Below are 22,432 nucleotides of genomic sequence, written 5' to 3' on the forward strand. Positions count from 1 at the left end.
CGGATGAGCGAGTCGGATTCGGACAAGGTGGACCTGCGGAGCGAGATCCCGCGATTCCGGGAGGCCACGCCCCCGCCCGCGTTCGGCGAGTTCGTCGAGAACATGCGGCGGCTGCAGGACCTCGCGGTGTGCGTCGACGCCCCCGACGAGGTGTACGCGGCCGCGCGCGACCGGGCCGCCGAGCTCGTCGAACTGCTGGCGCCGTACGCGGCGCGGGAGGGCAAGGGGCCCGCGAACCGCAGCATGTCGCTGCCCGGGCGCGGCAGCCTGCTGATGCCGCCCTTCCACGTGGAGAAGTTCGACGAGGAGTCCGTCGTCGCCCGCGGCGTGCTGCGCCGGTACCACCTGGGCGGCGGCGGGGTCGCGCACGGCGGCGTGCTGCCGCTCATCTTCGACGACAACTTCGGCAACGTGGTCTACGCCGCGAAGCGCCCGATCAGCCGCACCGCGTACCTGCACGTGAACTACCGCAAGGTGACGCCGCTGGACGTGCCGCTCGTCATCGAGGGCAAGGTCGACCGGGTGGACGGGCGGAAGACCTTCATCACCGCCCGGCTCACCGAGGAGGACGGCACCCTGCTCGCCGACGGCGAGGGACTCATGGTGCAGTTGCTGCCCGGCCAGCCCTGACCCGCAACCCCTGACACGACGAACGGCGCGGACCCTGAGGTCCGTGCCGTTCGTGTGGAGCCGCTACTTGCCGGACAGGGCGGCGTCCATGCCGCGCACGTCGCTGATCTTCCAGTCCTGCTTGGTGTCGATCGTGAGCGTGTAGGTGGCCGTCGAGGGGATGCCCTCGGGGCGCTGGGTGCTCTTGGTGATCATGTTGACGAAGACATTGACCGTGATGAGGCCGTCCTTGGTGGACGCGACGATGGTCCCGAGCGGCGTCGCGGTGGACTGCCACTGCAGGGGCACGACGACCTGCTCGAACTGCGTGGACGCCTCGCGGAGCTGGTTCGCGAGCTCGTCCGTGGTGCCGGCCGTGAGCGCGGTGCGCCACGCGGCCAGGTTCTGGTAATCGATGGTGGCGGCGCCGATCGCATACTTCTTCGCGATGTCCTCAGCGCGCGCGTCCGTCTCCTGCGTCGCGGTGACGGCGGCGAGCTGATTGCGGGCGTCGTCCCGGTCGGACGCGGCCGACTGCCAGAGGAAGCCGAAGGCCGTGGCGGCGACCGCGAGGAGCACGACGACCGCCGACAGCGCCAGCATGAGCGGCGTGACGACGATGCCGCCCCGCGCGGCCTCGTCGGCCTTCTCCGCCGGGCGGGGCTTCGCGGCCTTCGGCGCGGGCGCGGGAGCCTTGGTGGTGGTGATCTTCGCCGTGGTCTCGGACGCCTCGGATTCGTTCGCGCCGGCGCCGGGCTGGTCGACGGAGTCGACGGTCACGTCGTCGGTCTCGGGCTGTGATGTCGCCATGGTGCTACCCCTCTCCCGCAGCGCCGCCGGAAAAGCCCAGGCAGGACAACTCGACGCTCACGGTCTCGTGGGCAGAACTGTAACACGTTCCATTTTTGGCGGGAGCCGATCGCGCGATTGCACGAACGTCACGTCACCGCCGGACGCGGTGCGAAGGCTACCCGGCGCGCCGGTGCTGCGCCGCCGGATCGTCGAAGACGGCCGTGGACTGCGCGGCGGCGATGCGCCAGGCACCGTCGTCCTTGGACAACACGTACAGCGGCGCCGCGTCCGGCACCGCGGGGTGCGGCGCACCGTCGGGACCGAGCGGCCGGACCCGCACACTGACCGCGGCCACGTCCGGGCGGATGAACAGGACCCGCTCGACGACGTAGTCGGCGGCGCCGCGCGCCATCGAGCCGCTCACCGTGCGCGCCAGGAAGGCGTCGATCGCGGCGCGGCCGTGGAGGCGGCGTCCGTGGGCCGTGGTCCAGACCGCGTCGTCGCGGAACAGCGAGCGCACGCGCGGGACGCTGCCCGCGCGCTGCGCCTCGAGCACCTCGGAGACGAAGTCCACGATCGCCGTGGCGTCGCCGGGCGCGCCGTCGCCGAGGATGTCCGGAAGGTCGCGGGAGGGATCCCGCGCGAGGTCGTCAGCCATGCCTCCAGGCTCGCTTATCAACCCCGGTTGAGGTCAAGCCTTCGGTTCAGCGCGATTCGATCGGAAGGCGATCGACGCGGCGGTAGTACAGCTCGTTGACCAGGCGCAGGAGCAGCAGCACGCCCGTCACGATCAGCAGGAAGGTCATGGCTCGGAACGCTATTGCCGGCCCCTCCCGGCGGGAAGAGTCGTTGACGCGATCCTGACGCGTCCTTGACGTCGCGAACGAAAAACTGATATCACTTACTTAAGTGATATCAGAATAAGGAGGGGTGATGACTAGCATCGTTCAACCCGAGGACACCCAGGTCGCGATCACGGAGCGGGCGGCGTGGCACGCCGGGGCCGGCGCGGCGGTGGCCGCGTTCTTCGGATGCCTCGCTCTCGTCGCGGGGGCCGTCGGCCTCGTCGTGCTGTCGATCTCGGCGAACGCGCCGGCGCTCATCGTCGTGAGCGTGCTTCTCGGCATCGCGGCGCTGCTGCTCATCAGCATGGTCGTGGTCGTCGCGCCCGGACATACGCTCGTCGTGCAGCTCTTCGGCCGGTACGTGGGCACCGTGCGCACGCAGGGCCTCGGCCTCGTGCTGCCGCTGACCACGCGGCAGCGGGTGTCGGTGCGCGTGCACAACTTCGAGACCGCCGAACTCAAGGTCAACGACTTCACCGGCAACCCGGTGAACATCGCGTCGATCATCGTGTGGCAGGTCGCCGACACCGCCCGCGCGACGTTCGCGGTGGAGGACTACGAGGAGTTCATCGTCTCCCAGGCGGAATCGGCCCTGCGGCACGTGACCACGAGCCACCCGTACGACGCCGACGACGCGGTCGCCGGCGCCACTTCGCTGCGCGGGTCCACCGATCAGGTGGCCGCGGAGCTGGCCGAGCAGGTGGCCGCCCGCGTCGAGCTGGCCGGCCTGGAGATCCTCGAGGCGCGCATCTCGTCGCTGGCCTACGCCCCCGAGATCGCACAGGCGATGCTGCAGCGGCAGCAGGCGTCCGCGCTGCTCGCGGCGCGCGAGAAGATCGTCGAGGGCGCCGTCGGCATCGTCGAGAACGCGCTCACCCGGCTCGAGGACAACGGCACCGTCGAGCTCGACGACGACCGGCGCGCGGCGATGGTCTCGAACCTGCTGGTGGTGCTGTGCTCCGACAGCCGCACCACGCCCGTCGTGAACACGGGGAGCCTGTACAGCTAGTGGGCTCGACCGATTCCCCTGGCACCGGGGGCGAGCGATCGGAGCGGGGCCGCAAGGCGGTCCCGCTCCGCATCGACCCCGAGGTGTACCGCGCGCTGGCCAAGTGGGCCGCCGACGATCTGCGCAGCGTCAACGCGCAGATCGAGTTCCTGCTGCGCCGGGCGCTCGACGACGCCGGCCGCATGCCGTCGCGAGCCCGGCCCATGCGAGGGCCCGGACGGCCTCCTGCAAACCCTGACCAGCGCTCATAACCTTTGCCGATCACGGTAAGGCCAGCGTAACCTTCCCTCTCGCGAAGCTCGCGATACTCGCGAGGAGGAAGGACGTCCCACCCATGAAGCTCTCCCTGGCGCGCGTAGCGCTCGCCGCTCTCACGATCGGCGCGCTCACGGCATGCGGCAGCGGCGCACCGTCGGACACGGCGACCAGCGGCAGCGCGGCCGCCGGCGGATTCCCGCGGACCGTCGAGCACGCGATGGGCAGCACGACCATCCCGAGCCAGCCGCAGCGCGTCGCCGCGTTGGACGCCTCCTTCACCGACGCGACGCTGATGCTCGACACCAAGGTGGTCGCGTTCACCGAGTACAACACCCTGGGCAGCAAGCTCCCGGACTACCTCGGGGCGTCCGCGACGAACTACGGCGCCGAGGCGCAGAGCGTGGGCAAGCTGGCCGCGCCCTCGCTCGAGAAGATCATCGCCACCAAGCCCGACCTCATCGTGAGCGCCAAGGTGCGGCACGCCAAGGAGTACACGCAGCTGAGCGGCATCGCGCCGACGGTCTTCAGCGAGACCACCGGCCCGACGTGGAAGAACAACATCCGGCTGCTGGCGAAGGCCCTCGGCAAGGAGACGCTCGCCGACCAGCGCCTCGCGGAGTACGAGGCGCAGGCACGCCGCGTCGGTGACGCGGTGAAGGCCAAGTCCGGGCCCGACACCACGATCTCCGTGGTCCGCTTCCTCGACGGCCCCACCCGGCTCTACGCGAAGAAGTCCTTCTCCGGCATCGTGCTGCAGGACGCCGGCCTCGCGCGGCCCGCATCGCAGAACATCGACGAGTTCATGACCGAGATCAGCGCCGAGCGCATCCCGTCGGCCGACGGCACGAAGATCTTCGTGACCACCAACGGAGACAAGGGCGTCGACTCCCTCAACACCTACCGGCAGAACCCGCTGTGGGCGCCGCTCGAGCCGCGGACCGTCGAGGTCAAGGACGCCGAGTGGATGAGCGCCGTGAGCGTGCAGGGTGCGTACCACATCCTCGCGGACATCGCGAAGGCCTTCGACGTGCCCGGTCCCGTGATCCCCTCCTGGATCTCGGGGAAGTAGTCCGACGATGCCGGGGCGGGCGCGAACGCGGCCCGCTCCGGCGCTAAGGCCCCAGTTGAGCGGTGCATTTGGTGGTCGCCGGGCCGGTCAGTACACTTGGTCCTCGGTCCTGCACCCGTGTGGGGCCACGCCGCCTTAGCTCAGTCGGTAGAGCGCTTCACTCGTAATGAAAAGGTCGGGGGTTCGATTCCCCCAGGCGGCTCCACAATCACAGGTCAGGCCGGGTCTCGCACCCGGCCTGACCTGTCTCTCGACCCGGGTCGGCGGCCGAGTGGACTAACGTCTGGACCCATGTCCAGCCCGACCGACCTCCCCCGCAGGCGGCTGTCCCCCGCCCAGGCCGAGACGGTGTCCAAGCTGTGCGCCGCGGTGCCGGCGACGCTCGCCGAGCACGGCGTCGACGGGTTCACCGTGCGCCTAGCCGCGCGGGCCGCGGGCGTCTCGCCCGCGACGGCGTACACGTACTTCTCGTCGAAGAACCACCTGATCGCCGAGGTCTTCGCGCGACGGGTCGAGGCGGAACTGGCCGAGCCCGACCCGGCGGCCGCGCCGCGGGACCGGGTGCTGCACGTGCTCACCGGCCTCGTCGAACTGGTGCTCACCGATCCGCAGTTCGCGACCGCGGTGAACACCGCACTCCTCGGCCACGAGGCCGACGCGCAGGCCGCGCGGCTGCGGGTCGGCGTGCTCATCCGCGCTCGGCTGACGGACGCCCTGGGGCGCGGCGCACCGTCGGGCCTGGTGGAGTCGGTCGAGCTCGCGTACTCCGGCGTGCTCGTCCAGGCCGGCATGGGGTACCTCGACCTCGAGGCCTCGAAGGCCGCGCTGGCACGCGCCGTCGACCTGATGATGTCGCACTGACGAACAAGAACCTGTTCCCCTTCGAGCGATTCTGGACTACTGTCTGGACACATGTCCAGCCAGATCCTCGATCCGTACTCCTACGCCTTCCACGACGATCCGTACCCGGTCTTCGAGCGGCTGCGCGCGGAGCAACCCGTGTACTACAACGCCGAGCGCGACTTCTGGGCGCTGTCGCGGTACGACGACGTCCGCGCCGCCTTCCGCGACACCGAGCGCCTCTCCAGCGCGTGGGGCGTCACGCTGGAGCCGGCGGCGTACACCCCCGATGCGGAGTACGCGATGAGCTTCCTCGCGATGGACGACCCGCGGCACCTGCGGATCCGCCGGCTCGTCGCCAAGGCCTTCACCCCGAAGCGCGTCGCCGCGCTACGGCCGTGGATCGAGCAGCGGGTGCGCGCGCACTGGGCCGCATGCCTGGACCGCACCGAGTTCGACTTCGTCGCCGACTTCGCCGCGCTCGTCCCGATGGAGGTGATCTCCGAGATGATGGGCGTCCCCAACGCCGACCGCGACGAGCTGCGCCGCCTCGGCGACGTCCTGATCCACCGGGAGGACGGGGTTTTCGACGTGCCGCAGCCCGCGGCCGAGGCGTTCTTCGGGCTGTACCAGTACTACGCCGACCTGGTCGCCGCGCGTCGCGCGCGACCGGCCGACGACCTGATCTCCGCGCTGATCGCAGCGCAGGTCGAGAATGAGAGCGGCGCACGGGAATCGCTCTCCGATGCGGAGATCGTCGGCATCCTCATCCTGATGATCGTGGCCGGTAACGAGACCACGACGAAGTTGCTGGGGAACGCCATGTATTGGGGTGCACGACATCCCGACGAGGGCGCGAAACCCTTCGACGCGCCGTCGGCCGTGCCGGACTGGTCGGCGGAGACCCTGCGCTACGACACGTCGACGCAGATGCTGTTGCGGCGCGCGGCCGTCGACGTGGAGTTCGCGGGAACCGTGATACCCCAGGGGGATCGGGTGCTGCTCCTGGTGGCGTCGGCGAACCGCGACGAGGGGGTGTTCGACGATGCCGCCGCCTACCGGATCGGGCGGGACACCTCCGCCTCACTGAGCTTCGGCTTCGGCAGCCACTTCTGCCTCGGCTCGCACCTGGCGAAGCTGGAGGCCGACATCGCGCTGGGCGAGGTGGTGTCGACGGTGCGGGGCTACGACGTGGACTTCGAGAACATCGAGCGGGTGCACTCGCTCAACGTGCGCGGACTCTCGTCCCTACCCATTCGCGTCGCACGGCGATGACTAGTCGATGAGGACGAGCCACCAGTCGTCCGACAGATGTCGGCAGCGGTTCGTTCCGCAGCGATCCGGGGAACTCCCGTCGGGACGGTACTCGAGCGTCGTGATGCTGAAACCCCCACCGAAGATGGAGAAGGTGACCACTCCGTCGACCTTGGCGGTGTTGTACACCTCCTGCGTGCCGATCCGGCGGTCGCCGTGGTCGTAGAACTCCGTCCTCGGATCGGCCAGCGCCGTCTGCGCTGCTGCGGTGAGCCGGGGTTCGTCGTAGGCCCACCGTGCCTTGTGCGGCAGACCGGTGAACGCGGCGGCGATCCCGAGCAGGCCGATCGCCGGAATGGTCAGCAGGTGCCAGGCGAACCGCTTGCGGCGAGCCGCCCAGGTCACGAGGTAGATGAGCCACGCCACAACGAGCACACCGCCGACCACTAGGGACAACGCCTGCCACAGCAGGTCCGTGCCGACGGTCTGTCCCCACAGCCACGCGAGCACCTCGATCGCGACGAGGACGGCCAGAACCGCGCCGACGACGCCGAGGGGCGTCGCCCGCCGAGCAACGATCTGACCGGAATCCGCACCCATCACGTCAGGATAGCGATCGGCGAATCTCGGCTAGCGGATCAATCGCGGGATCAGGCGGACGAAGAGGACCATCACCACCAGCTCGACGAGGGTCTGCGTCACCACCACCAGCGGCGCCAGCGCGTACTCGGCGGGCAGGGCGAGGACCAGCGGCAGGATCACCAGCGAGTTCCGCGTGACGCCGCTGAAGACCACGCTCCGCCGGCCCGGCACGTCGAGCCCGGCGAGTCGGCCCGCGGCCGCGCCGACGGGCGTCATCACAGCGGCGAACAGCACGTACACCGGGACCGCGAGCAGCAGCGACGAGAGCTGGTCGCGCACGCCCGCGATCTGCGAGGCCACCACGACGGCCAGCGTCAGCACCATGACCGGCACCATCGCGTCCGTCACGGCCGACGCCACCGTCGCGCCCCACCGCGTGCGGGCGGCCGCCCACTGCGTCGCCCCCGCGAGCAGGAGCGGCACCACGATCACCCACACGAAGGCCTCCGCGAACGGCCCGAACTCGACGGTCCGCACCACGTCCGCGCCGACGAACAGCCACAGGTACACGGGCAGCAGCACCATCTGCACGAGCATGAGCAGCGGCGCGGCGGCGAGCAGTCGGTCCTTCGCACCGCCCGCGAGGCCACTGAACACGATCACGTAGTCGACGCACGGCGTGAGCAGCACGAACAGCACCCCGACGAGCAGCACCCGGTCGTGCGCGACGATCCGCGACAGGGCGAACACCACGACCGGCACCGCCACGAAGTTCACCGCCAGCACCGTGCCGAGGAACCGGACGTCGCGCAGCGCCTCCCCCATCCGCGCGAACGGGATGCCGAGGAAGGTCGCGTAGAGCAGCAGCGCGAGCACCGGGTTGATGACGGCCTCGGCGGGGCCCGCCACCGTCGGGACGGCGAGCCCGAGGGCGGCCCCGAGAACCAGTCCCGCGACGTACAGCGGGACCTGGTGGTCCTCCGCCCAGCCGGCCGCCGACCGCATTCGCGTCACGCGCACACCCTAGTTCCGGCCGCGGGTCAGTAGGGTTCCACCCATGGGTGCGCCGACGGAACAGAGCTGGCCCGAGCCCTCGGACCGGGTCAAGGAGCTGATCCGCCGCGCCGCGGAGTTCGCGAGCAACGCGCCCGAGGAGTGGGTGACCGCGCTGCAGGACGCGACGCTGACCGGCGTCATCCTCTCGCCGATCGCCTCCGACCCGACCCTCGCCGAGCTGGTCCGCAACTCCGACACCGCCGTCATGCTGCACTGGGCGGCGCACAACCTGGCCCAGCCCGGCCGCCGGGTGCCGCCGAACATCGACTCCGCCGACGCGCTCGCCGTCGCCCGCGACCTTGTCCGACGGGGCCTCGACCTGCACGGCATCGACACCTACCGCAAGGGCCTCAACACCGCCTGGACGCTATGGATGAACGTCTGCTTCGAGCTCACCGACGACCCCGCCGAGCTGCGGGAACTCCTCGCGGTGACGTGGGCGTCGATGTCGACCTACGTCGACGACACCATCGACGCCATCACGATCCGGATGGCCGGCGAACGCGAGCAGCTGACCACCGGGACCAACGCGGACCGTCTGGCCGCGGTCTCGCTGATCCTCGAGGGCGCCCCCATCACCCGGCCCCGCGCCGAGCAGCAGCTCGGCTACCGGCTCACGGGACCGCACACCGCGGCCGTCATCTGGACCACCGGCACCGTCGGCGACCTCGACGCGGCCGCTCACGCCCTGGCCCGCCGCTCGGGTACCCCGAGGCCGCTGACCGTGGTCGCGAGCGCCTCGGCGCTGTGGCTGTGGCTGCCGGGCACCGTCGACCTCGATTCCGGCGACCTCGCCCGAGAACTGGCCGACCACCCCGAGGTCCGGGTCGCGATCGGCAGGCCGGGCGAGGACCTGGACGGCTTCCGCCGCAGCCACCTCGACGCCGGCACGACGCAGCGCCTGATGGCGCGGCTGCGCACCCGGCGGCGCGTCGCGCGGTACGAGGACATCGCGCTGATCTCCCTGGTCACGAGCGATACGGGCAAGGCCGACGAGTTCGTCCGCGACACCCTCGGCGAGCTGATGGACGCCGATCAGGAGACCCGGGAGACCGTCGCCGCGTACGTGGACGAGCAGTTCAACACCTCCCGGACGGCGGAGCGCCTCTACACCCACCGCAACACCGTGATCCGGCGCCTGACCAGGGCTGACGAGCTGCTGCCCCGCCCTCTGGCAGAGAACCCCACCGGGGTGGCGGTGGCCCTGGACGTGCTGCGCTGGCTCGGGCCCGACGGCCCCGCGTGACGATCTGCACCACACCGCGAGGCAAGCGGGTGCACTCTGCGCTGGCCGCGACGGGCCGCCGGGCGAGAGAGTAGGTCATCGGTTCTATCACTGAGCCCAGCCGATCCGTCGGAGACCAGGAGAGACAGCATGACGAGCACCACGCCCGAGCACCTCGACATCATCGTGATCGGCGCCGGCATCTCCGGCATCGGCGCCGGCCACTACATCACCACCGAGCTGCCCGGGAAGTCCTTCGCGATCCTCGAGGGACGCGCGACCTTCGGCGGCACCTGGGACCTGTTCAAGTACCCCGGCATCCGCTCGGACTCCGACCTGCACACCTTCGGCTACGAGTTCAAGCCGTGGGAGTCGAAGGACTCGATCGCCGACGCGCACAAGATCCTCGACTACCTGCACGAGACCATGGAGGAGAACGACCTCCTCGACAAGGTCCGCTACGACCACAAGGTGGTCTCCGCCGACTGGTCGAGCGAGGACGGCCGCTGGACCGTGCAGGTGGACCACGCCGGCGAGCGCATCGCGCTGACCGCGAACTGGGTGCTCTTCGGCAGCGGCTACTACGACTACGAGCAGGGCTTCACGCCCGAGTTCGCCGGCCGCGAGACGTTCGCCGGGCAGATCATCCACCCGCAGTTCTGGCCCGAGGACCTGGACTACGCGGGCAAGAAGGTCGTCGTCATCGGCTCCGGCGCGACCGCGGTGACCCTGGTCCCGTCGCTCCTGACCAGCGACAAGCCGGCCGGCCACGTCACCATGCTGCAGCGCACGCCGACGTACATCATGCCGGTGCCCAAGCAGGATCCGATCACGAACACCCTGCACAAGGTCTTCGGCCACAAGATCGGCCACGACCTGAGCCGCAAGCGGTTCATCTGGCAGCAGCGCGGCGTGTACGTCTTCGCTCAGCGCTTCCCCGACCTCGCCCGCAAGATCATCCGGAACGAGAACGCCAAGCGCCTCCCCAAGGGCTACCCGGTGGACGTGCACTTCAACCCGCCGTACAACCCGTGGGACCAGCGCCTGTGCGCCGTCCCCGACGGCGACCTGTTCAAGGCCATCCGGTCCGGCAAGGCGGACGTCGCGACCGACAAGATCGTGACCTTCGACGAGACCGGCATCGAGCTGGCGAGCGGCGAGCACCTCGACGCCGACATCATCGTGACCGCGACCGGCCTCAAGCTGAAGCTGCTCGGCGGGGTGACCCTGTCGGTCGACGGCCGCGACGTCGACGTGCCGAACGCCGTCATCCACCGCGGCGCCATGCTCTCCGGCGTCCCGAACGCGGCCCTTGCCATCGGCTACACGAACTCGTCGTGGACGCTCAAGGTCGGGATGCTGTGGAAGTACATCACCCAGCTCATCTCGACGATGGACGCGAAGGGCCTGGACACCGCGGTCGCCGTCGCCGATCCCGACATGGCGACCCGCCCGGCCCTCGACTTCGAGGCCGGCTACGTCCAGCGCGCCCTGAAGGAGCTCCCCCGCCAGGGCGAGGCCGACGACTGGCGCATGTCCATGAGCTACTTCGAGGACGCCAAGCGCCTGAACAGCGAGCTGTCCCTCGGCGAGGAGTCCGGCCTGCGCCTGAGCTCCAGCAAGCAGGCCAAGGTCACCGTCTGACCTGCAACGATCGCCGCTTCCGCCCGTCTACCGCTACCGTTGATTCGGTGCGGCCGACGGGCGGACGCGTTTGAGGGAGCGGATGAACGAGCAGCAGATCGCGGGCTACCGGGTGGTCCGCAAGCTCGGCGGCGGCGGAATGGGCGAGGTCTACCTGGTCCAGCACCCGCGCCTGCCCCGGCAGGACGCGCTGAAGCTGCTGCACACCTCCGTCAGCAGCAACCCGCAGTACAAGGCGCGGTTCGACCGCGAGGCCTACGTGCTCGCGCAGCTCAACCACCGCAACATCATCCACCTCTACGACCGCGGCGAGGTCGACGGCCGCCTGTGGATCACGATGGAGTACGTCGCCGGGCCCGACACCGCGCGGATGGTCGCCGAGCGGGGCCCGATGCCGCTGTCCCTCGCCATCGACATCGCCGACGGTGCCGGGGCCGCCCTCGATTACGCCTACCGTCGCGCGAACATCACCCACCGCGACGTCAAGCCCGCCAACATCCTCGTCGCCTTCGACTCCGACGGTGCGCCGCAGGTCAAGCTCGCCGACTTCGGCATCGCCAAGGCCGCGGGCGATGCGGTGGGCGTGACGTCGACCGGGATCACCGTCGGGACCATGGCCTACATGTCGCCCGAGGCCTTCGACAACAAGATCCTCGACAACCGCGCCGACCTCTACTCGCTCGGCTGCACCGTCTTCGAACTTCTCACGGGCGAGCCGCCCTTCCCCGGCGACTCCCCCGCCGCCGTCATCGCGGCGCACCTGAACCAGCCCGCGCCGAAGATCACCGCCCGCAACACGTCGCTGCCGGGCCACCTCGACGCCGTCTTCCGCAAGGCCCTCGCCAAGCGCCCCGAGGACCGGTACGCCACGTGCGCGGAGTTCGTCGCCGGGCTGCGGGGGGAGGCACCGTCGTCGATGCCGTCGGGCACCGCACCACAGTCGATCCCGGCCGGTACCGCCCCGCAGGCGGCGTACACGGGCGAGCACACGGGCGCCCAGGCCGGTCCCGGCACCGCGCCCTACCCGGGGCCGCCGACGGGGCAGTACGTCCCGACCGGCGAGTACCCCGGCCCGCACACCGCCGCCCAGCCGGCGCCCACCCGCGCCGAGCAGCTGCCCGCCTCGGCCCGGCAGGAGGCGCCCGTCGCGCCCCCGCCCGCGAAGCCCCGCCGATGGGGTCGGGCCGTCGCCGCGCTCGCCGCCGTCGTGATCATCGCCCTCGCCGCGGGCGTGTTCTACCTGGTCAAGCCGTCCATCGGCAGCATCGGCGGGACCGGGGCCGGTTCGACGGTGACCGCCTCCTCGGTCAGGCAGGTGTACTTCCAGGGCGGGGCCGAGAGCTCGAACTACGCCGCGAACGTCCTCACCGGCGACAAGCCCTCGTGGCGCACCGACCTGTACTTCTCCGGCCCCGGCTTCGGCGGTCTCAAGAAGGGCACGGGCCTGCTCATCACCCTCGACAAGGCCACGAGGATCACCTCCGGCACCATCACGTCGCCGAGCTCCGGCTCGACGGTCGAGATCCGGATCGCCGACTCGGCGTCGCCGAGCTCGATCGACGACACGCAGCGGGTGTGGAGCGGGACCCTGTCGAACGGCGACACGGAGTTCACCGCGAGCGACGCACCGTCGTCGAGGTACGTGCTGGTGTGGATCACCGGGCTGGTCAAGGTCGACGGCGGCAAATGGTCGACGACCCTCGAGCAGGTGCAGCTCAAGGGCGACTAGCGGCGGTTCTCCCGCAGCGCCGACGAGACGCCCGCGGCCATCGCGTCCAGCGCGACGACGGGCTTGACGTTGAGGTCGATCGCCTCGCGGCACTGCAGCACCGACTCGACGCAGCGCAGCAACCCCTCCGGCCGGGCGTAGCCGGCGAGCCGGCGGGTCTGCTCGGCCTCATCGGGGTGCATGAGCGTGACCTGCGCGCCCGAGCCCTGCACCAGCGCGTCGCGGAAGAGCGCGGCGAGGTCGATGAGGGCGCGGTCGAGCGCGTCGCGCACCGCGCGGGTGCCGCGGGCCTTCTGCCGCTTCTCGAGGTCCTTGAGCTGCCCGGCCGAACCGCGCATCACGCCCGCGGTACCGCGGCCCACGCCGCCGGCGCCGAGCGCCGTCTTGAGGTCCTCGGTCTCCCGCTCGTTGAGGTCGGCGTTGAGCTCCTTGGCGGTGCTCTCCGCGTCGCGCAGCAACTGCTCGACGACGCCGTAGACGCCCTCGGACGTGGCCGCCCGCGCCAGGCTCAGCGCCTGCTTGCGCTGCTTCTGCGCCTCCGGGTCGGTGGCGAGGCGCTTGGCCCGCCCGACGTGCCCGCCCGCGACGCCCGCGGCCCAGGCCGCGCGCTCGGCGTCGATGCCGTCCCGCTCCAGCACGGCCGCGATCGCAGGCGCCGACGGTGTGACGAGCGGCACGTGCCGGCACCGGGACTTCAGCGTGACCGAGATGTCCTCGGGGTCGACGGTCGGCGCGCACAGCAGCACGATCGTCTGCGCGGGCGGCTCCTCGACCATCTTCAGCAACGCATTGCCGGCCTGCTCGGTGAGCCGGTCGGCGTCCTCGATGAGCACGATCTGCCAGTGCCCGACGGACGGCCGCCGCGACGCATCGGCCACCACCTCGCGCATCTGCTTGACGGCGATGGAGAGCCCGTCGGGCGCGATGCCGCGCACGTCGGCATGGGTGCCGGCCAGCACCGTCGTACAGGCCCGGCAGCGGCCGCAGCCGGGCTCGTCCGGATCGTCGCACTGCAGGGCCGCGGCGAGCGCGCGGGCCGCGACGGACCGCCCCGAGCCGGGCGGGCCCGTGAACAGCCAGGCGTGCGTCATGGACGATCCCGCCAGATCGGCGACGGTGCCCCCGCTCGCGACGACCTCCCGTGCGGCCTCCGCGGCGGCCCGCAGGCCCACCACCACCGCTTCCTGCCCCACCAGGCGATCGAACACTGAGCTCACCCCCACACCCTAGCCCTCCCGTCCGACGCCGAGCGCACGCTAAGTTGGAGCGGTGGCAGCACCGAAGAGCAGACTCAGTCGCGCACTGCGACTGGCGCGGTGGCTCGCCAAGACCCCCTGGCCAATCTTCGCGCTGGACATCCTGCGGTCGAACATCCTGGGCGCGGTCTTCGTCTTCGGCTTCCTCCGGTTCGCGCTGCCCGTGCAGCAGTCGGTGCAGCTGCAGGAGATCAGCGGCGTCAACCTCCTGGTCTTCATCACCTACCTGGTCGCCGCGAGCGTGCTCGGCATGCTGATCGGGCTCCGCCTCGTGCTGCCGGTCCTGCGCTGGCACCGCCGCAGTGCCCCGTACGACCCCGAGATCTCCCGCCGAGCCCTCGCCATTCCCCTGCGGATGGCGCTCATGCAGGCGATCTTCTGGCTCATCGGCGGCGCCATCTTCGTGGTCATCAACTACAACTCGCCGGGCGGCATCCGGGTGGTCGTCGCCCTGACGGTGCTCCTGGGCGCCATCACGACGTGCGCGCTCAGCTACATGCAGACGGAGCGGGTGCTGCGACCCATCACGGTCGCGGCGCTGGCGCAGGAACCGCAGGGCTCGGCCGGCCTGTCCGTGACCACCCGGATCCTGCTCAGCTGGGTGCTGGGCACGGCCACGCCGATCGTCGGCATCATCATGGTCGTCGTCTCGCAGGAGTCGGGAGTGATCGATCCCGACGCCCCGACCCTGATCAATCCGGTACTGCTGCTGTCGGTGGTCGCGCTCGGCGCGGGTCTGCTCGGCACGGTCCGGGCGGCGAAGTCGATCGGCGACCCGATCCGCGACCTGTTCCAGGCGCAGCGCAAGGTCCGCGACGGCGACTTCACCGCCTCCGTGAAGATCTACGACTCCAGCGAGCTGGGGCTGCTGCAGGCCGGCTTCAACGACATGGTGCACGATCTGGCCGAGCGGCAGCGGATGCGCGACATGTTCGGCCGCTACGTCGGGCAGGACGTCGCGCGGCAGGCCCTCGAGCACGGCACCCACCTGGGCGGCGAGATCAACGAGGTCAGCGTGCTCTTCGTCGACCTCGTGGGCTCGACGAAGATCGCGGTCACCGAGGAGCCCGCGGCGGTCGTGGACCTGCTCAACGACTTCTTCAAGGTGGTCGTCGACCTCGTCGACCTGCACGGCGGCTTCGTCAACAAGTTCCAGGGCGACGCGGCGCTGGCGATCTTCGGCGCCCCGCTTCCCCACCCGGACGCCGCGGGCGCCGCGCTGGCCGCGGCCCGGGAGATGCGGATCCAGCTCGGCGACGTGCTCGGCGGCACCGGCTTCGGCATCGGCGTCTCCGCCGGTCAGGTGGTGGCCGGGCACATCGGCGCGAAGGCCCGGTTCGAGTACACCGTGATCGGCGACCCGGTGAACGAGGCCGCGCGGATCACCGAGATCGCCAAGTCGGAGCCGTCGTCCCTGCTGGCGGCCGGGCGCGCCGTCGAGGCCGCGACGCCCGCCGAGCAGGCCCTGTGGGTGCTCGGCGAGGCCATCGAGCTGCGCGGACGCGGCCAGCTCACCCGGCTGGCGCGCCCCGTCGACGACTGATCAGACGCTCTCGTTCGCGGGCGCCTCGGCGGCCTTCGCGGGAGCCTTCTTGGCGGCCGTGGTCTTCTTCGCGACCGTCTTCTTCGCGGTGGTCTTCTTCGCCGCCGCCTTCTTGGCCGGTGTCTTCTTCGCGGCCGTCTTCTTCGCGGGCGCCTTCTTGGCCGCGGCCTTCTTGGTGGCCTTCTTCTTCACCGGTCCCCGGGCGCGACGGTCGGCGAGCAGTTCGGAGGCGCGCTCGTCGGTGATGGTCGCGACCTCGTCGCCCTTCCGCAGCGAGGCGTTGGTCTCGCCGTCGGTGACGTACGGACCGAACCGGCCGTCCTTGATCACCATCGCGGTGCCGGAGACGGGGTCGTTGCCCAGCTCGCGCAGCGGCGGCGCGGCGGCGGCGCCGCGGCCCCGTCGCTTGGGCTCCGCGTACAGCTTGAGCGCCTCCTCGAGGGTCACCGTGAACATCTGGTCCTCGGTGGCCAGAGAGCGGGAGTCGGTGCCCTTCTTCAGGTACGGCCCGTAGCGGCCGTTCTGGGCGGTGATCTCCTCCTTGGACTCGGGATCGACGCCCACGACGCGGGGCAGCGACAGCAGCCGCAGCGCGTCCTCGAGGGTCACGGTCTCGATGTCCATGGTCTTGAGGAGCGAGCCGGTGCGCGGCTTCGGCGCGTCGGCCTTCTTCTTGCGGGTCTTGGGCTTCGCGGACTCGGCGTCCAGGTCCTCCGCCTCGGGGTCCTTCTCGGGCTCCGGCAGGATCTCGGTGACGTACGGGCCGAAGCGGCCCTCCTTGGCGACGATCTCGTGGCCCGTCGCCGGGTCGATGCCCAGCGGACGGCCGTCCTGCGGGGTCGCGAACAGCTTCTCCGCGACCTCCTCGGTCAGCTCGTCGGGGGTCATCGACGCCAGGATGTTGGCGCGCTGGACCTCCGGCTCGCCCTTCTCGCCGGTGACGGTGCGCTCCAGGTACGGGCCGTAGCGGCCCACGCGCACGTAGACGACGTTGCCGTCCGGGTCGGTGTAGAGCGGGATCGAGTTGACCGCGCGGGCGTCGATCGCGTCGAGGTTCGCGGCGACGAGGTTCTTCAGGCCGGGGCTGTCCGGGCCGGGGCCGTCGGCACCGGCGACCGCGGCACCGTCGCCCTCGGGCCCGCCGTCGCCGAAGTAGAACCGGGTGAGCCAGTCCACCCGGCCCTCGCGGCCGCCGGCGATCTCGTCGAGATCGTCCTCCATCGAGGCGGTGAAGTTGTAGTCGACGAGGCCCCCGAAGTGGCCCTCGAGCAGGCCGATCACCGCGAACGCCACCCACTGCGGGACGAGGGCGTTGCCCTTCTTCACGACGTAGCCGCGGTCCTGGATGGTCTTGATGATCGAGGCGTAGGTCGACGGTCGGCCGATGCCCAGCTCTTCGAGGGTCTTGACCAGCGATGCCTCGGTGTACCGCGCGGGCGGGCTGGTCACGTGGTCGGCGGCGGACAGCTCGGCGGCGGTGATCGCCTGCCCCTTGACCAGCTGCGGCAGCCGCGACTCGGCGTCGTCGGCCTCGCCGCCGGCCTGGTCGTCGACGGTCTCGACGTAGGCCGAGAGGAAGCCGGGGAAGGTGATGGTGCGGCCCGAGGCGGCGAATTCGACGCTCTCGCCGGTCGAGGCGGCACCGCCGATGCGCAGGCTCAGAGTGGTGCCCTTGACGTCGGCCATCTGCGAGGCGACGGTGCGCTGCCAGATCAGCTCGTAGAGCCGGAACTCGTCGCTGTTCAGTACGGACGCCAGCGCGCCGGGCGTCTGGAAGGTCTCGCCCGCAGGGCGGATCGCCTCGTGCGCCTCCTGCGCGTTCTTGACCTTGCGGGTGTACTGCCGCGGGGTCGGGTGGACGTACTCGGCGCCGTACAGCTGCCGCGCCTGGTCGCGGGCCGCGGCGATCGCGGTCTCCGACAGCGTGGTCGAGTCCGTACGCATGTAGGTGATGTAGCCGCCCTCGTAGAGGCGCTGCGCGATCTGCATGGTGCGGTCGGTGTTGAACCGCAGCTTGCGGCTGGCCTCCTGCTGCAGCGTGGAGGTCATGAACGGCGCGTAGGGCTTGCGGGTGTAGGGCTTCTCCTCGACGGAGGTCACCGTCAGGTTCGCGCCCTGCAGGCCTGCCACCAGGGCGTTCGCCCGGGCACCGTCGAGCACGGTGATCCCGGCGGGCTTCTTGAGCTGCCCCTGCGCGTCGAAGTCGCGGCCGGTGGCGACGCGGTCGCCGTCGACGGTCACGAGGCGCGCGCCGAAGGTGCGCGGGGTCGCCTCGGCGCCGGCGTCGAGCTGCGCGGCGATGTCCCAGTACCCGGCGGTCCGGAAGGCGATGCGCTCGCGCTCCCGGTCGACGATGATGCGGGTCGCGACGGACTGCACGCGGCCGGCGGACAGGCCCTGGTTGACCTTGCGCCACAGCACGGGGCTGACCTCGTAGCCGTAGAGGCGGTCGAGGATGCGGCGGGTCTCCTGCGCGTCGACGAGATTCATGTCGAGCTCGCGCGGCTCCTCCGCGGCGGCCTGGATGGCCTGCTGGGTGATCTCGTGGAAGACCATCCGCTTGACCGGGACCTTCGGCTTGAGCACCTCCTGCAGGTGCCACGCGATGGCCTCGCCCTCGCGGTCACCATCCGTCGCGAGGTAGAGCTCGTCGGCCTGCTTGAGCAGGGACTTCAGTTCGGAGACGGTGGAGCGCTTGCTGGCCGAGGTGACGTAGTGGGCCTCGAACTCGTGGTCCACGTCGACGCCGAGGCGGGCCCAGGGCTTGCCCTGGTCGGCCTCGGGCAGCGGGTTGTCGCGGCTGGGGAGGTCGCGGATGTGGCCCATCGACGCGCGGACCGTGTAGTCCGGGCCGAGGAAGTCGCCGATCTTCTTGCCCTTGGCGGGGGACTCCACGATCACCAGACGATGCAGGCCGTCTCCAGCTGCTGCCTTCCCTCGTGCCGCCATGGACCCTCCTGATCTGTTCCGGTGGCACCTGCGTCACCACCTCGACCCCGTGCGTCACTTCCGACGTAGGCGGTCACTCCGGTGCCCATTCTGCCGCACCTCGGGCCCCACCTTATATACAGGGGCCGCTGCACGCCTCATGGATTCCGTCGGACGCGCCCGATCGGGGCGTCAGGGCTGCGGCCAGTGCGCGGCCGCGTCGGGGTGCGCGGGCGGGTCGCCGATGCTCTCCCGCAGCCGCAGGAGACGACGGTGCCCGGACACCCGCAGCGCCGGTTTCGTCCCCCGTGTGCCCACCAGGGTGGGCGCAACGCCGGCGCGCATGAGCGCCGTCGCCAGCACGGGGGCGCTCTCCGGCGCGTGCTGGTCGAGCGCGAGCAGGTAGTGCACGCCGTCCACGTCGCCACCCGCGAGCGCCCAGGCCCGCAGCGCGCGCGGGCCGGGAACCCAGGTCGACGGTGCCGTCTTGGCCGCACCGCGCGTCCAGGCGACGGCCATCGGCTGCAGTTCCGGTGCCGCGAGGGTCCGGACCAGCGGGTTCCCCTCCTCCGAGGTGTCGAGCTGCGGCCGCAGGCCGGCCTCCTCGATCATCACGGCGATCGCTTCCGCGCGCCACGGATCGGCGACGACCACCGAGACCCGCGCGCTCCCGCCCACCTGCACGATCTGCCCCGTCGACGCGAGCAGGCCGGCGAGGTCGCGGGGCGACGGCTCGGTCTGCTCGGCGGAGAAGAGTGACAGTTGGGACACATGATGAGCCTAGAGGGCCATGGTGCGGTGCGGCACCGTCGACACGACTAACGGGCTGTGAAATGCACAGCACCCCTCCGCCGAGAAGGCGGAGGGGTGCTGCGAGAAACTCTTATCGCGTGGTGCGGGGTTTCTTAGAGAGCGCGGACGCCGGTGGCCTGCGGGCCCTTGGTGCCCTGGCCGACCTCGAACTCCACGAGCTGGTTCTCCTCGAGGGTACGGAAGCCGTTGCCCTGGATCTCCGAGTAGTGGACGAACACGTCATCCGAGCCGTCGGCCGGTGCGATGAAGCCGAAGCCCTTCTCCGCGTTGAACCACTTCACAGTTCCCTGTGCCATTGAGATGTTTCCTAACTTGTCTTTCTACCGGTGTAGGAACCGTTCCCCGAGTGGGGCGCGACTCCTGGCCGGTTCCGGCCGCCATACTTTCTGGAGCCGTTTGCGGAGACCGCACACAAAAACCTTCAGTACCACGCCCGCAACATCGATCCCCCGATGGCCCCTGACGGACCCCCGGCGGGAGCTGCGACCGCATACAGTCAATCACGATTTCCCATCGAGCGACAGCGGGCGGAGCGATTTCGCCTTCCGTTCACCCGCCGTCCTACCGGACGACGGTCCGTTACCGTCGCCGCTAGACTGGACGATCGGCGCGTCCGCAGCCCTTCCGGCCGCACGAGCGCCGGATCGACGCGGGGGCTATCACGATGGAGCACAACACTTTCGGCAGGGAACTGCTGGACCGCGTCATGGCCGGATCGGGCTCCGGCGCCGAGAGCCTCACCCACGTGGCGGACATCCCGTCACGCCGAGCGGAATTCGCCCCCTGGCCGGCGTGGGTTCCGCCCCGCGTACGGGACGGGCTCGTCGAGGAGGGTGTGCGGGAGCCGTGGCGGCACCAGGCGGAGGCCGCCGAGCACGCCCGCGCGGGGCGGCACGTGGTGGTCTCGACGGGGACCGCCTCGGGCAAGTCGCTGGCCTACCAGTTGCCGGTGCTCGCGGCCCTCGCGGAGGATCCGCGCGCGACGGTGCTGTACCTGTCGCCGACGAAGGCGCTCGGCACGGACCAGCACCGGGCGGCGGTGCGCCTGACCACCGACTACGGCCCGAACGACGCCTCACCCGCCATGTACGACGGCGACACCTCGCAGGAGATGCGGCGCTGGGCACGCTCCGACAGCCGCTGGGTGTTCACCAACCCGGACATGCTGCACGTGGGACTGCTTCCGCGGCACGCGAAGTGGGCACGCTTCCTCCGCGGCCTGCGATACGTGGTGGTCGACGAATGCCATCACTACCGCGGCGTCTTCGGCTCGCACACCGCCGTCGTCCTGCGGCGCCTGCTGCGGGTGGCGGCGAAGTACGGCAGCACCCCCACCGTGATCTGCGCGTCCGCGACCACCTCCGATCCGGCGGGCGCCGCGTCGCGGCTGATCGGCGCGGACTGCGTTGCCGTCACCGAGGATTCGTCCCCGCACGGGCCGCGGACCGTCGCGCTGTGGGAGCCGCCGCTGCTGCCCGACCTGGAGGGCGAGAACGGTGCGCCCGTGCGGCGCCCGGCCACCACGGAGGCGGCGCGGATGCTGTCCGACCTGGTGGTCGAGGGGGCGCGCACCCTCGCCTTCGTCCGGTCCCGACGGTCCGCCGAGACCGTCGCGCTCTCGGCCCGGCGGATGCTCGCCGAGGCGACGCCCGAGCTCGCGGAGCGGATCGCCGCCTACCGCGCGGGCTACCTCGCGGACGACCGTCGCCGGCTGGAGCAGGGTCTCAACGACGGAGCGCTGCTCGGCGTGGCCACGACGAACGCGCTGGAACTGGGCGTGGACATCGCGGGCCTCGACGCGGTGCTCATGGCCGGATTCCCCGGCACCGTCGCCTCGTTCTGGCAGCAGGCCGGGCGCAGCGGGCGGCGCGGGCAGGGCTCGCTGATCCTGCTGATCGCCCGCGACGATCCGCTGGACACCTACCTCGTGCACCATCCCGAGTCGCTGCTCGGGCGGCCCGTGGAGGCCACGATCACCGACCCCTGGAACCCGTACGTGCTGGGCCCGCAGCTGCTGTGCGCCGCGAGCGAGATCCCGCTCACCCGCGCGGAGGTGGCGACGCTGGGCGCGGTGGACGTGGTCGGCCGGCTGGTGGCCGACGGGCTGCTGCGCGAGCGGCCCGCGGGCTACTTCCTCGCGGCGGGCATCGATCCGCATGCGGGCGTGAACATCCGGGGCGGCGCGGGCAGCGAGATCCTCATCGTCGAGGAGGCGACCGGGCGGCTGCTCGGGACCGTCGACTTCACGCGGGCGCTCTCGACGGTGCACCAGGGCGCGGTGCACGTGCACCAGGGCGAGTCGTACGTGGTGGACGAGCTGGACCTCGACGACGGGCTGGCGCTGGTGCACGCGGAGGAGCCGGAGTGGACGACGTCGGCGCGCGAGGACCTGGATGTGCATGTCACCGCGGTGCATTCGACGGAGGTTCTCGGCGACGTCACCGCGCGGTTCGTCTCGGTGGAGGTCACCAGCCGCGTGGTCGGCTATCTGCGGACGCTGCGCAGCGGCGAGGTGCTGGACGCCGTCGAGCTGGACCTGCCGGAGACCACGCTGGCCACCCGCGCCGCGCTGCTCACGCTGACCCCGGAGGTGCTCGAATCTGCGGGCCTGGTCCCGGAACGCTGGCCGGGGGCGCTGCACGCCGCCGAGCATGCGGCGATCGGCCTGCTGCCGCTCGTCGCGTCGTGCGACCGCTGGGACATCGGCGGGCTCTCGACGGCGCTGCACGACGACACCGGCCTGCCGTCGATCTTCGTCTACGACGGCTACCCGGGCGGCGCGGGCTTCGCCGAGCGCGGCTACGAGTCCCTGGCGACGTGGCTCGTCGCGACGCGCGACGCGGTCGCGGCGTGCGAGTGCCCGTCGGGCTGCCCGTCGTGCGTGCAGTCCCCCAAGTGCGGCAACGGGAACGACCCGCTCGACAAGGAGGGCGCCGTCCTCGTGCTGGACCTGGTGCTCGCCGCCGTGGCCGCGGGCTGA

The 22,432-nt window shown here is 70.9% G+C and carries 19 protein-coding genes and 1 tRNA gene; 12 read left to right on the forward strand and 8 right to left on the reverse strand.

The features are described from left to right. The first annotated feature begins 3 nt into the window (after positions 1–3). On the forward strand, positions 4–630 hold the full coding sequence (locus ACM9LD_RS06755) for a PaaI family thioesterase (RefSeq protein ID WP_415675985.1): 627 nt from the start codon (positions 4–6) through the stop codon (positions 628–630). A 63-nt stretch (positions 631–693) separates the two neighbouring features. Here the strand turns inward: ACM9LD_RS06755 and ACM9LD_RS06760 are convergent, their stop codons facing one another. Both ACM9LD_RS06760 and ACM9LD_RS06765 read right to left on the reverse strand, forming a co-directional pair. Then, positions 694–1,419 carry a hypothetical protein gene (locus ACM9LD_RS06760; RefSeq protein ID WP_415675986.1) on the reverse strand — a complete coding sequence of 242 codons (726 nt, stop codon included), beginning with the start codon at positions 1,417–1,419 and terminating at the stop codon, positions 694–696. A 157-nt stretch (positions 1,420–1,576) separates the two neighbouring features. Further along, positions 1,577–2,059 (reverse strand): SgcJ/EcaC family oxidoreductase, encoded by a 483-nt coding sequence (locus ACM9LD_RS06765; RefSeq protein ID WP_415675987.1) that lies wholly within the window; start codon positions 2,057–2,059, stop codon positions 1,577–1,579. Between the two features lie 275 nt (positions 2,060–2,334). Between ACM9LD_RS06765 and ACM9LD_RS06770 the strand changes: the two genes are divergently transcribed. The 6 genes from ACM9LD_RS06770 to ACM9LD_RS06795 all read left to right on the forward strand — a co-directional run bounded on the left by ACM9LD_RS06770 (position 2,335) and on the right by ACM9LD_RS06795 (position 6,697). Beyond that, positions 2,335–3,255 carry an SPFH domain-containing protein gene (locus tag ACM9LD_RS06770; RefSeq protein WP_415675988.1) on the forward strand — a complete coding sequence of 307 codons (921 nt, stop codon included), beginning with the start codon at positions 2,335–2,337 and terminating at the stop codon, positions 3,253–3,255. After that, positions 3,255–3,506 carry a type II toxin-antitoxin system antitoxin gene (locus tag ACM9LD_RS06775; RefSeq protein WP_415675989.1) on the forward strand — a complete coding sequence of 84 codons (252 nt, stop codon included), beginning with the start codon at positions 3,255–3,257 and terminating at the stop codon, positions 3,504–3,506. Before ACM9LD_RS06770 ends, ACM9LD_RS06775 begins: the two co-directional genes overlap by 1 nt. 83 nt (positions 3,507–3,589) lie before the next feature. After that, positions 3,590–4,582 (forward strand): ABC transporter substrate-binding protein, encoded by a 993-nt coding sequence (locus ACM9LD_RS06780; protein WP_415675990.1) that lies wholly within the window; start codon positions 3,590–3,592, stop codon positions 4,580–4,582. Positions 4,583–4,711: 129 nt separating this feature from the next. Then, positions 4,712–4,787 (forward strand) — tRNA-Thr (locus tag ACM9LD_RS06785). 86 nt (positions 4,788–4,873) lie between these two features. Continuing rightward, positions 4,874–5,443 (forward strand): TetR/AcrR family transcriptional regulator, encoded by a 570-nt coding sequence (locus ACM9LD_RS06790; RefSeq protein ID WP_415675991.1) that lies wholly within the window; start codon positions 4,874–4,876, stop codon positions 5,441–5,443. Between the two features lie 51 nt (positions 5,444–5,494). Next, complete coding sequence (locus ACM9LD_RS06795; RefSeq protein ID WP_415675992.1) at positions 5,495–6,697, forward strand: cytochrome P450; 1,203 nt, start codon at positions 5,495–5,497, stop codon at positions 6,695–6,697. On the opposite strand, the gene ACM9LD_RS06800 is transcribed toward ACM9LD_RS06795, so the two are convergent. Beyond that, positions 6,698–7,276: a hypothetical protein gene (locus ACM9LD_RS06800; protein ID WP_415675993.1), complete on the reverse strand. Its 579-nt coding sequence runs from the start codon at positions 7,274–7,276 to the stop codon at positions 6,698–6,700. A gap of 30 nt (positions 7,277–7,306) precedes the next feature. Then, positions 7,307–8,263, reverse strand: a complete 957-nt coding sequence (locus tag ACM9LD_RS06805; RefSeq protein ID WP_415676223.1) for an arsenic resistance protein — start codon at positions 8,261–8,263, stop codon at positions 7,307–7,309. Positions 8,264–8,315: 52 nt separating this feature from the next. Here ACM9LD_RS06805 and ACM9LD_RS06810 point away from each other — a divergent pair, with 52 nt between their 5' ends. The 3 genes from ACM9LD_RS06810 to ACM9LD_RS06820 all read left to right on the forward strand — a co-directional run bounded on the left by ACM9LD_RS06810 (position 8,316) and on the right by ACM9LD_RS06820 (position 12,912). Next, positions 8,316–9,560: a PucR family transcriptional regulator gene (locus ACM9LD_RS06810; RefSeq protein ID WP_415675994.1), complete on the forward strand. Its 1,245-nt coding sequence runs from the start codon at positions 8,316–8,318 to the stop codon at positions 9,558–9,560. 129 nt (positions 9,561–9,689) lie between these two features. Then, positions 9,690–11,183 carry a flavin-containing monooxygenase gene (locus ACM9LD_RS06815; RefSeq protein WP_415675995.1) on the forward strand — a complete coding sequence of 498 codons (1,494 nt, stop codon included), beginning with the start codon at positions 9,690–9,692 and terminating at the stop codon, positions 11,181–11,183. 82 nt (positions 11,184–11,265) lie between these two features. Next, complete coding sequence (locus ACM9LD_RS06820; protein WP_415675996.1) at positions 11,266–12,912, forward strand: protein kinase domain-containing protein; 1,647 nt, start codon at positions 11,266–11,268, stop codon at positions 12,910–12,912. Here ACM9LD_RS06820 and ACM9LD_RS06825 read toward each other — a convergent pair. Further along, entirely contained in the window at positions 12,909–14,129 is a 1,221-nt protein-coding gene (locus ACM9LD_RS06825; RefSeq protein WP_415675997.1) for a DNA polymerase III subunit delta', read from the reverse strand. The two genes, ACM9LD_RS06820 and ACM9LD_RS06825, sit on opposite strands and share 4 nt — an antisense overlap. 52 nt (positions 14,130–14,181) lie before the next feature. On the opposite strand from ACM9LD_RS06825, the gene ACM9LD_RS06830 reads away from it, so the two are divergent. Beyond that, positions 14,182–15,711 (forward strand): adenylate/guanylate cyclase domain-containing protein, encoded by a 1,530-nt coding sequence (locus ACM9LD_RS06830; protein ID WP_415675998.1) that lies wholly within the window; start codon positions 14,182–14,184, stop codon positions 15,709–15,711. Here ACM9LD_RS06830 and topA read toward each other — a convergent pair whose 3' ends face one another. The 3 genes from topA to ACM9LD_RS06845 form a co-directional block, all read right to left on the reverse strand. After that, entirely contained in the window at positions 15,712–18,660 is a 2,949-nt protein-coding gene (gene topA / locus ACM9LD_RS06835; RefSeq protein WP_415675999.1) for a type I DNA topoisomerase, read from the reverse strand. Between the two features lie 171 nt (positions 18,661–18,831). Beyond that, the gene (locus tag ACM9LD_RS06840; RefSeq protein ID WP_415676000.1) at positions 18,832–19,410 is read right to left on the reverse strand and encodes a hypothetical protein; all 579 of its coding nucleotides are present in this window, start codon (positions 19,408–19,410) and stop codon (positions 18,832–18,834) included. Between the two features lie 134 nt (positions 19,411–19,544). After that, a complete protein-coding gene (locus tag ACM9LD_RS06845) occupies positions 19,545–19,748 on the reverse strand; it encodes a cold-shock protein (protein ID WP_068523077.1) in 204 nt (67 codons plus the stop codon). A 368-nt stretch (positions 19,749–20,116) separates the two neighbouring features. Here ACM9LD_RS06845 and ACM9LD_RS06850 point away from each other — a divergent pair, with 368 nt between their 5' ends. Beyond that, positions 20,117–22,432 (forward strand): DEAD/DEAH box helicase, encoded by a 2,316-nt coding sequence (locus tag ACM9LD_RS06850; RefSeq protein ID WP_415676001.1) that lies wholly within the window; start codon positions 20,117–20,119, stop codon positions 22,430–22,432.

Source organism: Tsukamurella hominis (assembly GCF_965137015.1).
In the GTDB taxonomy this organism is placed as follows: Bacteria; Actinomycetota; Actinomycetes; order Mycobacteriales; family Mycobacteriaceae; genus Tsukamurella; species Tsukamurella hominis.

Bases quoted from the DNA above. Each gene is read 5' to 3' on its own strand.
- ACM9LD_RS06850 (WP_415676001.1), top strand. From the start codon at position 20,117: ATGGAGCACAACACTTTCGGCAGGGAACTGCTGGACCGCGTCATGGCC.
- ACM9LD_RS06845 (WP_068523077.1), bottom strand. From the start codon at position 19,748: ATGGCACAGGGAACTGTGAAGTGGTTCAACGCGGAGAAGGGCTTCGGC.
- ACM9LD_RS06810 (WP_415675994.1), top strand. From the start codon at position 8,316: ATGGGTGCGCCGACGGAACAGAGCTGGCCCGAGCCCTCGGACCGGGTC.
- ACM9LD_RS06790 (WP_415675991.1), top strand. From the start codon at position 4,874: ATGTCCAGCCCGACCGACCTCCCCCGCAGGCGGCTGTCCCCCGCCCAG.
- ACM9LD_RS06805 (WP_415676223.1), bottom strand. From the start codon at position 8,263: ATGCGGTCGGCGGCCGGCTGGGCGGAGGACCACCAGGTCCCGCTGTAC.
- ACM9LD_RS06780 (WP_415675990.1), top strand. From the start codon at position 3,590: ATGAAGCTCTCCCTGGCGCGCGTAGCGCTCGCCGCTCTCACGATCGGC.
- ACM9LD_RS06820 (WP_415675996.1), top strand. From the start codon at position 11,266: ATGAACGAGCAGCAGATCGCGGGCTACCGGGTGGTCCGCAAGCTCGGC.
- topA (WP_415675999.1), bottom strand. From the start codon at position 18,660: ATGGCGGCACGAGGGAAGGCAGCAGCTGGAGACGGCCTGCATCGTCTG.
- ACM9LD_RS06795 (WP_415675992.1), top strand. From the start codon at position 5,495: ATGTCCAGCCAGATCCTCGATCCGTACTCCTACGCCTTCCACGACGAT.
- ACM9LD_RS06755 (WP_415675985.1), top strand. From the start codon at position 4: ATGAGCGAGTCGGATTCGGACAAGGTGGACCTGCGGAGCGAGATCCCG.
- ACM9LD_RS06765 (WP_415675987.1), bottom strand. From the start codon at position 2,059: ATGGCTGACGACCTCGCGCGGGATCCCTCCCGCGACCTTCCGGACATC.
- ACM9LD_RS06800 (WP_415675993.1), bottom strand. From the start codon at position 7,276: ATGGGTGCGGATTCCGGTCAGATCGTTGCTCGGCGGGCGACGCCCCTC.
- ACM9LD_RS06770 (WP_415675988.1), top strand. From the start codon at position 2,335: ATGACTAGCATCGTTCAACCCGAGGACACCCAGGTCGCGATCACGGAG.
- ACM9LD_RS06760 (WP_415675986.1), bottom strand. From the start codon at position 1,419: ATGGCGACATCACAGCCCGAGACCGACGACGTGACCGTCGACTCCGTC.
- ACM9LD_RS06815 (WP_415675995.1), top strand. From the start codon at position 9,690: ATGACGAGCACCACGCCCGAGCACCTCGACATCATCGTGATCGGCGCC.